The organism is Hyphomicrobium sp. (genome assembly GCF_041659645.1).
Taxonomy (GTDB): domain Bacteria; phylum Pseudomonadota; class Alphaproteobacteria; order Rhizobiales; family Hyphomicrobiaceae; genus Hyphomicrobium_B.
Map to the genome: position 1 here is coordinate 112,383 of NZ_JBAZXX010000004.1, position 13,385 is coordinate 125,767.

Below are 13,385 nucleotides of genomic sequence, written 5' to 3' on the forward strand. Positions count from 1 at the left end.
ACGTAAATCGAGATCCGATGAACGAGACGGCACCTGAGGGCGAAGGAGCGGCTTCCGATTGGGACGCCTCTGGCCTTGAGAATATGCCGGCCGAAGGCGAAGCTTTCGTCGTTGATATCGATGGATTCGAAGGTCCGCTCGACCTGTTGCTGGCCTTGGCCCGCACCCAGAAGGTCGATCTCGCGAGGGTTTCGATCCTGGCGCTCGTTGAGCAGTATCTTGGCTTCATCGCCGAGGCTCAGCGTCTGAAGCTCGAACTCGCCGCCGATTACCTCGTCATGGCGGCATGGCTCGCTTACCTCAAATCCCGCCTGCTGCTGCCGAAGGAAAAAGACAACGTCGAAACCGCGTCCGCCGAGGAGATGGCGCAGAAGCTATCGTTCCGCCTGATGCGCCTCAACGCGATGCGCGACAAGGCGGCGATATTGCTGACGCGCCGCCGTCTCGATCGCGATGTCTTCGCCCGTGGCTTGCCGCAGCCCGTCAAGGTCACGCGCGACACGACCTATACCGCGACGGTCTATGATCTGCTCAAAGCCTATGCGGATCAGAGAAGGCGCACGATCCGCGTCGTCCATGTCGTGAAGGCGCGGCGCGTCTGGTCGATCAAGGAAGCGCGCCTGCGGCTCGAAAAGCTTGTCGGCGCCACCGGCGGCGACTGGGCGCAACTCGACCTCTTCCTTGAAAAATACCTGCCCAAAAACGAGGAAGAGCGGTCCGCGCTCGCAAGTTCCTTCGGCGCCACACTCGAAATGGCGCGGGAAGGGTTAATAGAACTTCGCCAGGATGAACCGTTTGCGCCGATCTACATGCGCAAACGCGAGGAAGGGGCGGAGTGGGAAAAGATCGGCTAGCTGGGCCGCAAAGACCGTTATAAGGGGGCTGATAGAGGCCATGGTTCCGCCGAGACTGACACTGGTATCGGATAACACCCGCGACAAGAAAGACGCGGCCGCCGGCGATGACGCTGCCGCGGCGAGCGATGGCGCGCTGCCTGCAGCCTTGAGCGATCCGGAGGATGTCGTCACGCCTCTCTCGCCATACGCCGCCCGCGAAAAACTCCGCCGGCTGGAAGCGATACTGTTTGCCGCCTCCGAGCCGCTTGACGCGAAGGCGCTTGCGCGCGGCCTCGACGCAGGCGACGACGTCAACGCTTTGCTTCTCGAATTGCAGTCGGAATACCGCGAGCGCGGCGTCAACCTCTTGCGCGTCGCAGGCCGCTGGCAGTTCCGCACCGCCGACGACCTATCCTATTTGCTTGAGCGCGAGCAGAAAGACGAGCGCAAGCTTTCCAAAGCGGCGCTCGAGACATTGGCCATCGTCGCTTATCATCAGCCGGTAACACGCGCCGAAATTGAGGACATTCGCGGCGTGTCGACGTCGCCCGGCACGCTCGATGTGCTGATGGAGACCGGCTGGATCCGCCCGCGTGGCCGCCGCCGGGCGCCGGGGCGTCCGCTGACCTACGGCACGACCGACGATTTTCTCGTCCATTTTGGCATGGACAGCATCAAGGATCTGCCCGGTCTTGCCGATCTAAAGTCCTCAGGCCTGCTGGACGCGAACTTGCCGCCGGGGTTCACCGTGCCGTCGCCGACCGACGTTGCCGCTCTGATGCCCGACGAACTTCCGTTGACGGACGACGGCGACGAGGAAGAGCAGGAAGAACTTGCACTCGACGCGGAAGACGAGCCGGAAGAGCCCGGCGATGCCGCCAGGCCCCCCACGCCGGAAGGCGAGAGCTAAGCCACCGAAAAAGATTACGTTTCATTAATTTGCCGAAGGCGGTCCCGCGAACGCCGATATCTCGGGCTTTTCATTGGCGCCAACGTGTTTACATGAGGGGACGACTGCCCCGCATGAGGCGTTCAGAACCTTGCCGCGCCTTGGAGGTTCTGCGATAAAGCCTTAGATACGCAGAGCGGCGGTCCCTCTCAACTCAAGGCTGCCGCCGAAAGGTCTTACAATGGGTTTCAGCGCGCAACACATTCTTCTGCTCATCGTCATTGCCCTGCTGCTGTTCGGTCGCAACAAGATCTCGGATTTGATGGGCGACGTTGCGAAGGGCATCAAGAGCTTTAAGAAGGGCATGGCCGAAGACGACGAGCCTAAGCCCATGCCGATGCCGCGGACGATCGACAACGAAACGAATCCGGACCGCTCGAAGGTCGGGTGACAGCTTCAAGCTCACGGCGTTGCAGCTGATCTCGACAGGGTTGCTCGATGTTTGACATCAGTTGGAGCGAGCTTCTGATCCTTGGGATCGTGACGCTGGTTTTCGTTGGTCCGAAAGAATTGCCGGTGTTCCTGCGCACGCTCGGCCGCTATGCCGGGATGGCGCGTCGCCATGCCAACGAGTTCAAGGCGCAATTCGATGCCGCCATGCGCGAGGCCGAGCTCGACTCGATGCGCAAGGAAGTCGCGCAGATGCAGAGCTCGATCAACTCCGAAGTCATGAAGGTCAAGAGCACGATCGACGAAGCCGGAGCAGCGGCCAAGATTGAGCCGCCGGTCACGCCGAGTTCCGTACCTCAATCCCAACAGCCGGCTGAACTCCAACAGGAAGCTGCGAGCGCGCTTCCGTCGCCTCCGCTTCCTGCGCCGCCATCGGCCGCGCCGCCGTCCGAGATGGCGCCGCCGGCCGTCGCCAAGACGGAGTCCTGACGCGATGCAGGAGCGTCTTCCGACGTCCAGCTCGGACAACGAGCCTCTGCGTGAAGGCCAGGACGACATCGACGCCAGCAAAGCGCCGTTGCTCGATCATCTGATCGAACTGCGTCAACGGCTGATATGGGCGCTCGGCGCCTTCGTCGTGATGTTCTTCATTTGCTTCTCCGTCTCCGGCCATATCTACAACGTGCTGGTCTGGCCCTACATGTGGGCGTCGGGCAACGACCATGTGAAGCTGATCGCGACGCACTTCCTTGAGCAGATCATGACGCAGGTTAAGCTCGCGATGTTCGGCGCTGCCTTTCTGTCGTTTCCCGTCATCGCGACCCAGGTCTATAAATTCGTAGCGCCCGGCCTCTATAAGAATGAGCGTCGCGCGTTCCTGCCATACCTCATCGCGACGCCCGTGCTTTTTATCGTCGGCGCGATGATGGTCTACTTCGTCGCGATGCCGGTGCTCATCAAGTTTTCCATCGGGTTGACGCACACCTCCGGCCCCGGCACACCCGAGATCGAATTGTTGCCGAAGGTTTCCGAATATCTGTCGCTCATCATGACGCTGATCTTCGGCTTCGGACTGATCTTCCAATTACCCGTCGTATTAACGCTGCTCGCGCGCACGGGCATCGTCACCTCGCAAGCGTTAGCGGACGGGCGGCGCTATGCAATCGTCGGGATCTTCGCGGCCGCCGCGCTTTTGACGCCGCCCGATGCCTTGAGCATGTGCATCATGGCTCTGCCGACGATCGGGCTTTATGAGGCTTCGATCCTTGCGGTGCGTTTCGTTGAGAGACAACAAGCGAAAGCCCGCGAAGGCGCATAGCTCCTATTCGTTTCTTCCCATATTGACGTCGTGCGTTCTCGAAAACCGGGGGTAACGGTTCGAGATAACAATACGTACATGAACTTTAGAGCGGTCACACAGATGACGGCGCTCGCGAAACAAAGTTCTGAACTTGAGGAGTTACCCCGATGTCCGCATTTCTAAAGGTGATCGTCGCAGCCGTCGCATTGTCAGCCGCAGCCAGCAACGTGGCATTCGCCAGCTACAGCTACGACAACGTATGCCAGGATCACGCATATACGCACTGCCGCTAAGTCCTGAGTTCGATGGTGCGCCGTTCCGCTCACCATCATTTCACTTCGGTTCAATCGCGCGACAAAGACGCGGGGAACGTCCCTCACAAAACCTAAGAGTGGTTCGCCCGGCAGCGAGAGATTTGATCCCGCTGACGAGGAGGTGCGGAGCGTTGCCGAGCGTTCGAGAAACACGAGTGAGCCGTGAGACGATCAGTCGAATTAAAAATTTCAACCTCATCCTAAGGACCAATACCAATGAGCAAATCTTTGAAGGCAACTCTCGCAGCCGTTGCGTTTCTTGTCAGCGCTTCCCCCGCAACGATCGCTTTCGCCGCATCAAGCGGTGACGGAACCTACCAGGCATGCGAGGCCCATGACTACACGCCTCACGGCATTTGGGACTGCCGCTAAGCTTCACGAGATTGATGGTGCGTGGACACCATTGTTCGACACATGCAGTGATCCCATTGCGCGATAAAGACGCGAGGGACGCTCCCAAAAATCGAAAATCATTGTCACGCGACGCGTGCATCCGCACCGTCAGCGGGCAGGGAGCGTTACCGGCGAGCGTGATTGGAGACTGCGAGAGGTCGAATGTTTGAGCCAACCTAAGACCAACTCAAAGGACCACGCACATGTCTAAACTCTTGAAAATTGCAGTTGCCGCTGTTGCTCTTTCGCTCAGCGTCTCTCCGGTAACGGTCGCGTTTGCTTCGGCCGGCGACCAAGCGTCCTGCCAGTCCAGCCAGTTTACAGAGCACGGCGTTTGGGACTGCCGCTAACCCCTGAATTAGGATGGTGCCCCGGTTTGGGCGCCATCCATTTGTCCAGGGCTCGCAATTGTCTCGGGCTGGACCGGACCCGGAGCATCGTATAGGACGGCCTCATCGTTTCGACCGTGATGAGGCCCTCCGTGTTCGACATCAAATGGATCAGAGATAACGCCGCGACTTTCGACGAAGGTCTGAGGCGACGCGGGCTTGAGCCGCAGGCAGCAGTGATCACCGCGCTCGACGACAAGCGGCGCGCATTGTTGACTGCGCTTCAAGACGCCCAATCCCGGCGCAACGCTGCGTCCAAGGAAATCGGCAAGGCCAAAGGCGCGAAGGACGAAGCCACCGCATCGCGGCTGATGGCTGAGGTCGCCATCCTCAAGGACACGATCGCTAAGGGCGAGGAGGATGAGCGCACGCTCGACGCCGAAATTCGCGACGTGCTCTCCGTCATTCCGAATACGCCACGCGAAGACGTGCCATTCGGCACGGATGAAACTGGCAACGTCGAAGTTCGCAAGGTCGGCACGCCTGGAACATTCGACTTCGCGCCGAAGCAGCATTTCGAACTCGGCGAAGCGCTGGGTCTGATGGACTTCGAAGCCGCGCAGAAAATTTCCGGCGCCCGCTTCGTTGTTACCAAAGGCGCGATCGCTCGGCTTGAGCGCGCAATCGCGAGCTTCATGCTCGATCTGCATACGGGCGAATTCGGTTACACCGAAGTCAATCCACCGATGCTGGTCAAGGATCAGGCCGCCTACGGCACCGGCAACTTGCCGAAGTTCGCCGAGGACTTGTTCAAGACGACGAACGATTTCTGGCTCATCCCGACAGCCGAGATTTCGCTGACGAATCTCGTGCGCGAACAAATTCTCGACGAAGCTCAATTGCCGATGCGCATGACGGCATGGACGCCGTGCTTTCGTTCCGAAGCTGGTGCCGCCGGGCGCGATACCCGCGGCATGATCCGCCAGCATCAGTTCTCGAAGGTCGAGCTCGTTTCCATCGTCGCGCCCGAGAACGCACTCGAAGAACACGAGCGCATGACGTCATGCGCCGAGGAAGTCCTGAAGCGCCTCGGCCTGCCGTTCCGCACTATGCTTCTGTGCACCGGCGACATGGGCTTTGCCTCGCAGAAAACTTACGACATCGAAGTCTGGTTGCCAGGTCAGAACGCCTATCGCGAGATTTCGTCCTGCTCCGTGTGTGGTGATTTTCAGGCCCGTCGCATGGACGCGCGTTATCGCCCCAAGGACGGCGGCAAGCCGGTCTACGTCAACACGCTGAACGGCTCCGGCCTCGCAGTCGGCCGCACGTTGATCGCCGTTCTCGAAAATTATCAGCAAGCGGACGGAACTGTCGTCATTCCCGATGCGCTCCGGCCATACATGGGTGGCCTCGCACAGATCATGAAGATATAACGTGCCCGGCGACCGGCTCCCCGTAGGAAGAGTCGCTGAGCGCAAGCGAAAGAATCGTATGAGAATCCTGATCACCAACGACGACGGTATCAACGCGCGCGGACTCGAAATTCTAAAAGCGATCGCGCTCGGAATTTCGCCCGACGTCTGGACGGTCGCGCCCGAGACGAACCAATCCGGCACATCGCATTCGATGACGCTCCACACGCCTCTTCGTCAGCGCAAACTCGATGAGCGCACCTACGCGATCGCCGGCACCCCGACCGACTGCGTGATCATGGCCGTTCGTCACATCCTGAAGGATCAGCAGCCGGATATCATTTTGTCCGGCGTCAACCACGGTTCGAATCTCGCTGAAGACATCACGTATTCGGGCACCGTTGCCGCGGCGATGGAAGGCGCTCTGCTCGGCATTCCGTCGATCGCGCTATCGCTGATGATGGGGTTCGAGGAGGGCGCCCGACGCGCGATCTGGGACACGCCACTCGCGCACGCGCCGTCGCTCATCAAGAAGCTGCTCGATGAAAAGTGGAACCCGAAGACGCTCGTCAACGTCAATTTTCCCGACGCTCCGCCCGATGCGGTCAAAGGCGTCGCGGTGACATCGCAAGGCGTGCGCGACCAAGCCCTCCTCGATATCGACAGCCGCACCGACCCGTGGGGAACGCCGTATTTCTGGTTCGGCTTCGAGCGCAGGAAATCGACGCTCATCACTGGAACGGATCTCGCGGCAATCGCTGAAAACAAAATTTCCGTTACGCCGCTGAGCGTCGATCTCACCGATCGTAGCGCGTTGAAATCTCTCGCCAGCCGCCTTGCCTGAGCGAATTTTCGCCGCTGCTCGGTCGCGTCTTCCGCCGCAAAAGGCCGCCGGATTGACGAAATCCCTCCGCGAAGCGAGCGCAATTGTCATCTAGTTGAAGAATACTCGGGACGCGATGCGCAATGCATCGTCATCGAGGCCTATCCCTTCTCTAAGGGCGGCTCTCTCCCGGGGCAGGGGCGGGCAGTTCTCATCAAATTTCGGGGCATCGGAATAAAATCGCGCGGCGGTGTTTACCGCCTGTTAACCGGTTAAAGGTTAATGGATGGTGCGAGTAGAGGTGCGTACCATGATGAGTTGTGTTGGCGTTGGCCTATGCGGGCGCTTGGGCCTCAAGTCCGCAAGAGCGTTTTCTTTAATATTTGCAGGCCTTTCCTTGGCGGGCTGCAGCGCGGATGTCACGCGCTTCGACAGTTCTTCATTCGCGCTTAACGATCCGCCCGAGACGGGAAGCAATCCTGTCCCGTCGGAATCGGTGCACACAAGTGCACTAAGCGATAACCAATCCGTCGACGCTTCGACGCCGCGTGGGCCCTATGGTGCCGGCGCTAAGTCCGTGCAGGTCGCCGCGCTTCCCGATGCCGACAACGACCGCTCTTACGCGCCGCCGCAGCAGCCCGCGTATCGTCAGCCTGCGTACCAGCAACCTGCATATCAGGCGAAGCCGTTTGGTCGAACGCCAAATGTGGCGAGCCAGGAACGCGCAAGGCCGTTGCATGCAGTGCCTGTCGCCAAGGGCGAACTGATCGAGGTGCAGCCGGGGGACACGCTCTATGGTCTTTCGCGCCGCCATCGCGTCTCGCTTGCGGATCTGACTTCGGTCAACAACCTCGGCAACCCGAACATTCACCCGGGTCAGAAGCTCTACCTCCCCGCAGTGGACGGTGGCGGTCCCTCGCCGAGATCGAGCGCCTCCGCCGCAAGTGCGGCGGTTGAAGCGGCAAGGCCTGCTCCGGTTCCGCTTGCTCCAGCATCGCCCGACGTCGCTGCGCGTTACGGAGCCAGCTACACCGTGAGGCCGGGCGACTCCCTTTATGGCATCGCGCGCGCTCACAAAGTGCGATTCTCGGAGCTGCAGCAGGTCAACGGCATCAGCGATCCGCGTCGCGTCAAGCCTGGAATGACATTGCGAATTCCAGGCGCCGGCGCGAACGAAGCGCCGCCACGCGTGGCCGAGAACACGCCGACCGTTCCGCCTTTGCCGCCGGTCGCATCGGCGCAACCCGCTCCGTCAGCGCCGTCGACCGATGCGAAGCCCTCGGAGTCGCAGCGTTACGGCGAAGCGAACACGATGCAGCCGACCATCATCAATGGCGAGAAGCGCGTTGCCTCGCTCTCCGACAAGGCGACGGACGCGTCTCCCGAAGTGCCGCCCGTGCAGCCGTCCGCGCCTGAGAGTAAGCCGGACGTTGTCGAGCAGAAGGTTGCGATCGCCGCGCCGCCGCCGTCGTCCGCTCCGGCATCCGTCGATAGCGTCAAGCTGCGCTGGCCAGCGAGCGGCAAGGTGATCGCTGGTTTCGGCAGCCGTCCTGATGGAACCCACAACGACGGCATCAATCTTCAGGTGCCGCTGGGGACTGAAGTTCATGCAGCCGAAACGGGCATCGTCGCCTATGCTGGCAGCGAACTCAAAGGCTATGGCAACCTCGTTTTGCTTCGGCACGACAACGGTTGGGTGACGGCCTACGCGCACAACGACGAAGTGCTCGTGAAGCGCGGCGACAAGGTCAAGCGCGGTCAGGTCATCGCGAAAGCCGGTAAGACCGGCTCCGTCGATCGGCCGCAGGTTCATTTTGAATTGCGTCAAGGTTCGAGACCGGTCGATCCCGTTCCGTATCTCGAAAAGCTCTGACGTGACTCTCTAGCGCGGGGGCAACGCGCTGGCACAGAGGGAAGCTGAGGGCCGGGTCGCAAGATCCGGCTCTCTTTATTTGTTTGCCACTCGGCGACGTGCGTTCCGCGCCGCTGCCGCCAGCGTGATACCTGCAGCGGCGCTTGCGGCCGGCTCCGCGAAGCGGAGTCGCAAGCGCCAACTAAAGAGATGCTTTGCGCCGGCCGGCGAGGTCTTGCACGTATTGCCAGGCGACGCGCCCTGAACGCGCGCCACGCGTCGTCGACCATTCGAGCGCATCACGCTCAAGCTCGGCGTCATCGATGGCGATGCCGAAGTGATCGACATAGGCACGCACCATCGCGAGATAGTCGTCCTGGCTCGCATTGTGGAATCCGAGCCAAAGCCCGAAACGATCCGACAGCGAGACTTTTTCTTCCGTCGCTTCGCCGGGATTGATCGCCGTCGCCCGCTCGTTGTCGATCATATCGCGGGGCATCAGATGCCGCCGGTTCGACGTTGCGTAAAAAATAACATTCGTGGGGCGGCCTTCGATGCCGCCGTCGAGAACGGCCTTGAGCGATTTGTAGCTCGTGTCGTCGTGATCGAACGAAAGGTCGTCGCTGAAAACGATGAAGCGCAAGGGTGTCGCCGCCTTGAGAAGTGCGAGGCACTTTGGCAGCGACGCGATATCTTCGCGGTGAATTTCAATGAGCTTCAGGCCGCCGTTGAGGCTAACGGCATCGGCGTGGGCCGCCTTGACGAGGCTCGATTTCCCCATGCCGCGAGCTCCCCAGAGAAGGGCATTGTTGGCGGGGAAGCCGGCGGCGAACCGCCGGGTATTGTCGAGGAGTATCCCCGCCGTCCGGTCGATGCCCTTGAGCAGTTTAAGGGGAACGCGGCTAACCTCCGGCACCGGATCGAAGCTGTTGCTATCTGCCTGCCAGATGAAAGCGCCGGCGGCGTCGAAGTCGGCGGCGCGGACCGGCGGCGGGCTCAACCGTTCAAGGGCATCTGCGATACGCTCCAAAAGCGGGCGATAGGCGTCGGCGTCACTCATGAGGGATTTCCAGAAAGGCAAAAGCCCGACGAGCTATCCGCCGGGAAAACCGTGTTTAATCGCAATGGCACCGCATGCCAACGCCATTTCACGGGCCTTTGCGAGGTTGCAAAAGGGCCTCGGACCACTATAGTCCGCCCGAATTTGAGGGGTTCTTCCGCCCGGCCCATTGGGTTTCGGGGCGGCAGTGCTTATTTCAATCGCATCCAAGAGGACGTTCCTTCACAATGTTTACGACTTCCGCGTTCGCACAGGCAGGCGGCCCAAGCGCCATGGACCCCCTTGGCGGTCTGCTCATTCCGATGCTCCTGATGCTGGGGATCTTCTATTTCCTGTTGATCCGTCCGCAGTCTCAGCGCGCAAAGCAGCTTCGCGAACGGGTCAACTCGGTTCGCCGCGGCGATACGGTTGTCACCTCAGGCGGCATGGTCGGGAAAGTCACGAAGGCGTCCGATACGAGCGACGAAATCGAGGTCGAACTCGCTGAAAATTTCAAGGTCCGCATCGTGAAGAGCACCTTGCTGGAAGTGCGTACCAAGGGCGAACCTGTCAAAGACGCAACGTGATTGAATTCAATCCGCGTGCGAAAAAATAAATAGCGCCCGATGTGCGGCCTTTGTTCCGCACATCTTTCAATGCACGAGACCTCCATCCGATGCTGCAATTTACCCGCACGAAAATCATCCTGATTTTGCTCACCTGCCTCGCCGGGCTGGTGGTCGCGCTGCCGAACTTCTTCTCGAAGGAGACCGTCGCGTCGTGGCCTTCGTTCCTCCCGCACAATCAGTTGCGGCTTGGGCTCGACTTGCAAGGCGGCGCGCACTTGCTGCTCGCCATGGACCAGGACGAGATCAAAAAAGATTGGCTGACCAACCTCAGGGATGAATCGCGCAAGGCGCTCCGCGACGCGAAAATTGGGTTCACGGGCATCGGCGTTCAAGGCTCCCAGCTCGTGATCAAGCTCGCAAAGCCCGATGAGCGCGATCAGGCCATCAAGGAACTCAACAAAATCCGCCAGACGATCGGTAGCGCCGTGCTTGGATCCGGGGGCTACGACGTCGATGTCACCGCCGGAAACGATGATGGCGCCGTCATCGTCAAGCCGAGCGAGGCGGGAATGCGCGCCCGCATTTCAAACGCCGCCGCCGCCTCGATCGAGACGATCAACCGCCGCGTCAACAACCTCGGCACTTCGGAATCGACGATTGTGCGCCAAGGCGCTGATCGGATTCTCATTCAATTCCCCGGCCTCAAGGATACCAAAGAGCTGAAGGCGCTCATCGGCGAAACCGCGAAGTTGACGTTCCACGAAGTGCATCCTTCGCTCTCGGCCGAAGAAGCCAAGCAGACCAGCATCCCGACGGGCTACAAGATCTATCCGAACGACAAGGACGAAGGCGGCCCGAGCGAATATCTTCTCCGTGAGCAGCCCGTCGTACAGGGCGAAGACCTTGCCGATGCCCAACCCGGGTTCGATAGTCGCAACAGCGAAGCCGTCATTAATTTCCGCTTCAATCAGGTCGGCGCCCGCAAGTTCGCGAACTTCACAAAAGATAATGTCGGACGCCCGTTCGCGATCGTCCTCGACGATAAGGTGCTGTCTGCCCCGGTGATCCGTGAACCGATCCTCGGCGGCTCCGGTCAGATTTCCGGCAACTTCACGGTTGAAAGCACGAACAAGCTGGCGGTTCAGCTGCGATCGGGCTCGCTGCCGACCAAGCTGACAATTGTTGAAGAGCGCACCGTCGGACCTTCGCTCGGCGCCGACTCGATTGCCGACGGCAAACTCGCCGGCATCGTCGGCGGCATCGCCGTCATCATCTTGACGGTTCTCGCTTACGGCACATTCGGAATCTTCGCCTGCGTCGGCTTGCTCGTTCACTTGATCATGACGGTAGCTCTGATGACGCTGATCGGTTCGACGCTGACGCTGCCTGGCATCGCCGGTCTCGTCTTGGGCGTGGCGATGGCCGTCGATGCGAACGTCCTGATCTATGAGCGCATCCGCGAAGAACTACGCGCAGGCAAGACATCGGTTTCGGCGATTGACTCCGGCTTCCAGCGCGCCTTCGTGACCATCGCCGACAGTCAGCTGACGACGCTTGCTTGCGCCATCATCATGTTCTGGCTGGGGTCCGGTCCGATCCGCGGCTTTGCCGTTACGCTGACGATCGGCATTCTGACCTCGATCTTCGCCTCCGTGACGGTCGTCAGAATGCTCATCTGGTTCTGGCTCAAGGCCCAGCCTAAGGGCCGCATTCAGACCGTTCCGGTCTAGGAGACGTCTTCCGTGTTGATGAAACTTATTCCGGTCTTCAAGGGCGTCGACTTCTTTCCGCACGACCTTCGCTTGCCTTTCATGAAGTTCAAGGGACCTGCACTCGCCGCGTCGATCATTCTGATGTTGATCTCGCTCGTGCTCTGCATGACGTTCGGCCTCAACTACGGGGTCGACTTCAAGGGCGGTTCCCTGATTGAGCTGAAGGCGAAATCGGGCAACGCCGACATCAGCGCCTTGCGCGCTAAGCTCAACGATCTGGGTCTCGGCAATGTCCAGATCCAGGAGTTCGGCACACCCGACGACGTTCTCATCCGCCTCGAAGAGCAACCGGGAGGAGAGGCCGCTCAACAGGAAGCCTTGAAAAAGGTCACGGCTACGACCGACGCGGATTACACGCAGCGGCGCGTCGAGGTCGTCGGTCCCGCGGTTTCGAGCGAGCTTCGCATGACTGGTTTCATCGCGGTCGCTGCCGGCATTCTCGCGATCGTCTGTTACGTCTGGTTCCGGTTCGAATGGCAGTTTGCGGTCGGCGCCGTCGTTGCATTGACTCATGACGTCCTCGTCACGGCGGGCATTTTCTCGCTCTTTCACATCGAATTCGATCTGTCGACGGTCGCGGCGCTTCTGACGATTCTCGGCTATTCGGTGAACGACACCGTCGTGGTGTCCGACCGCATTCGTGAGAACCTTCGCAAGTTCAAGAAGATGGACCTCAACGAGCTTCTGAATTTGTCGATCAACGAGACCCTATCGCGCACGATTTTGACGGGCGTGACGGCTGTCGCGGTGCTTCTTGCGCTCTATATCTTCGGCGGCGAGGTGATCCGCAGCTTCAACCTCGCGATGCTCTTGGGCGTGCTCATCGGTACGTATTCGTCGATCTTCATCGCGGCGCCGCTGCTTGGCTACCTCGGCGTGAAGCGCGATTGGAGCGAGGAGGCGGCCAAGGCGATCGCCGCGACGAAGGCGGGCAAGGCCAAAGCCTGAGGTAACGAATTTTATCGGGGCGGCGCCGTCATGACCAGCGAGGCCGCCCGGTACCCCTACGAAACGCCGATTACCGCCTACGGCAACGGCGGTTTTCGTTTCGCGGACATGAGCCATCGCGGTTCGGTGCTTTGTCTGCCAACCGGCATTTATGCTTGGTCGGCGTCCAGCATCGAGACGATAGCCACCGCCGACGTTGATGTCCTGTTGAGCCGCCTCGAAGCGCCGATAACGGTGCTGTTCGGTACCGGCGAAAAGCAGGTCTGGCCCAGCCCCGAAATCTACGCTGCCTTCGCCCAGGCCGGCATTGGCCTCGAGCCGATGTCGACAGGAGCGGCGGCGCGCACCTACAATATCCTGATCGCGGAAAAGCGTCCGATCGCGGCGGCGCTGATCGCGGTTCCCTGACGCGCCGCCATGTCATGATGCGTACGGCCAGCAACGCGTGAGAATGTGGGT

General features: G+C 60.3%; 15 protein-coding genes. 14 read left to right on the plus strand and 1 reads right to left on the minus strand.

From position 1 onward, the window contains the following. Positions 1–17 precede the first annotated feature (17 nt). The 10 genes from WC811_RS14885 to WC811_RS14930 all read left to right on the plus strand — a co-directional run bounded on the left by WC811_RS14885 (position 18) and on the right by WC811_RS14930 (position 8,619). Entirely contained in the window at positions 18–854 is an 837-nt protein-coding gene (locus tag WC811_RS14885) for a ScpA family protein (RefSeq protein ID WP_372646005.1), read from the plus strand. 40 nt (positions 855–894) lie between these two features. Then, the gene (scpB, locus tag WC811_RS14890; RefSeq protein WP_372646007.1) at positions 895–1,746 is read left to right on the plus strand and encodes an SMC-Scp complex subunit ScpB; all 852 of its coding nucleotides are present in this window, start codon (positions 895–897) and stop codon (positions 1,744–1,746) included. A 220-nt stretch (positions 1,747–1,966) separates the two neighbouring features. After that, positions 1,967–2,176 (plus strand): twin-arginine translocase TatA/TatE family subunit, encoded by a 210-nt coding sequence (locus WC811_RS14895; RefSeq protein ID WP_372646009.1) that lies wholly within the window; start codon positions 1,967–1,969, stop codon positions 2,174–2,176. 47 nt (positions 2,177–2,223) lie between these two features. Continuing rightward, positions 2,224–2,664 (plus strand): Sec-independent protein translocase protein TatB, encoded by a 441-nt coding sequence (gene tatB, locus WC811_RS14900; RefSeq protein ID WP_372646011.1) that lies wholly within the window; start codon positions 2,224–2,226, stop codon positions 2,662–2,664. Between the two features lie 4 nt (positions 2,665–2,668). Beyond that, positions 2,669–3,493 carry a twin-arginine translocase subunit TatC gene (gene tatC, locus WC811_RS14905; RefSeq protein WP_372646013.1) on the plus strand — a complete coding sequence of 275 codons (825 nt, stop codon included), beginning with the start codon at positions 2,669–2,671 and terminating at the stop codon, positions 3,491–3,493. A gap of 149 nt (positions 3,494–3,642) precedes the next feature. After that, positions 3,643–3,768 carry a hypothetical protein gene (locus WC811_RS14910; protein ID WP_372646015.1) on the plus strand — a complete coding sequence of 42 codons (126 nt, stop codon included), beginning with the start codon at positions 3,643–3,645 and terminating at the stop codon, positions 3,766–3,768. 237 nt (positions 3,769–4,005) lie between these two features. Beyond that, on the plus strand, positions 4,006–4,161 hold the full coding sequence (locus WC811_RS14915; protein WP_372646017.1) for a hypothetical protein: 156 nt from the start codon (positions 4,006–4,008) through the stop codon (positions 4,159–4,161). 502 nt (positions 4,162–4,663) lie between these two features. Further along, positions 4,664–5,944: a serine--tRNA ligase gene (gene serS / locus WC811_RS14920; RefSeq protein ID WP_372646019.1), complete on the plus strand. Its 1,281-nt coding sequence runs from the start codon at positions 4,664–4,666 to the stop codon at positions 5,942–5,944. A gap of 58 nt (positions 5,945–6,002) precedes the next feature. Beyond that, positions 6,003–6,767 (plus strand): 5'/3'-nucleotidase SurE, encoded by a 765-nt coding sequence (gene surE / locus WC811_RS14925; protein WP_372646021.1) that lies wholly within the window; start codon positions 6,003–6,005, stop codon positions 6,765–6,767. 376 nt (positions 6,768–7,143) lie between these two features. After that, positions 7,144–8,619, plus strand: a complete 1,476-nt coding sequence (locus tag WC811_RS14930; protein ID WP_372646023.1) for a LysM peptidoglycan-binding domain-containing protein — start codon at positions 7,144–7,146, stop codon at positions 8,617–8,619. A gap of 181 nt (positions 8,620–8,800) precedes the next feature. Here WC811_RS14930 and WC811_RS14935 read toward each other — a convergent pair whose 3' ends face one another. After that, positions 8,801–9,658, minus strand: coding sequence for an ATP-binding protein (locus WC811_RS14935; RefSeq protein ID WP_372646028.1), 858 nt, complete (start codon positions 9,656–9,658; stop codon positions 8,801–8,803). Between the two features lie 227 nt (positions 9,659–9,885). On the opposite strand from WC811_RS14935, the gene yajC reads away from it, so the two are divergent. The 4 genes from yajC (at position 9,886) to WC811_RS14955 (ending at position 13,334) form a co-directional block, all read left to right on the plus strand. After that, the gene (gene yajC, locus WC811_RS14940; protein WP_372646030.1) at positions 9,886–10,224 is read left to right on the plus strand and encodes a preprotein translocase subunit YajC; all 339 of its coding nucleotides are present in this window, start codon (positions 9,886–9,888) and stop codon (positions 10,222–10,224) included. 89 nt (positions 10,225–10,313) lie between these two features. Next, positions 10,314–11,936, plus strand: a complete 1,623-nt coding sequence (gene secD / locus WC811_RS14945) for a protein translocase subunit SecD (RefSeq protein WP_372646032.1) — start codon at positions 10,314–10,316, stop codon at positions 11,934–11,936. A gap of 12 nt (positions 11,937–11,948) precedes the next feature. Beyond that, entirely contained in the window at positions 11,949–12,926 is a 978-nt protein-coding gene (gene secF / locus WC811_RS14950; RefSeq protein WP_372646034.1) for a protein translocase subunit SecF, read from the plus strand. A 30-nt stretch (positions 12,927–12,956) separates the two neighbouring features. Continuing rightward, on the plus strand, positions 12,957–13,334 hold the full coding sequence (locus WC811_RS14955) for an Mth938-like domain-containing protein (RefSeq protein WP_372646036.1): 378 nt from the start codon (positions 12,957–12,959) through the stop codon (positions 13,332–13,334). The last annotated feature ends 51 nt before the right edge of the window (positions 13,335–13,385 follow it).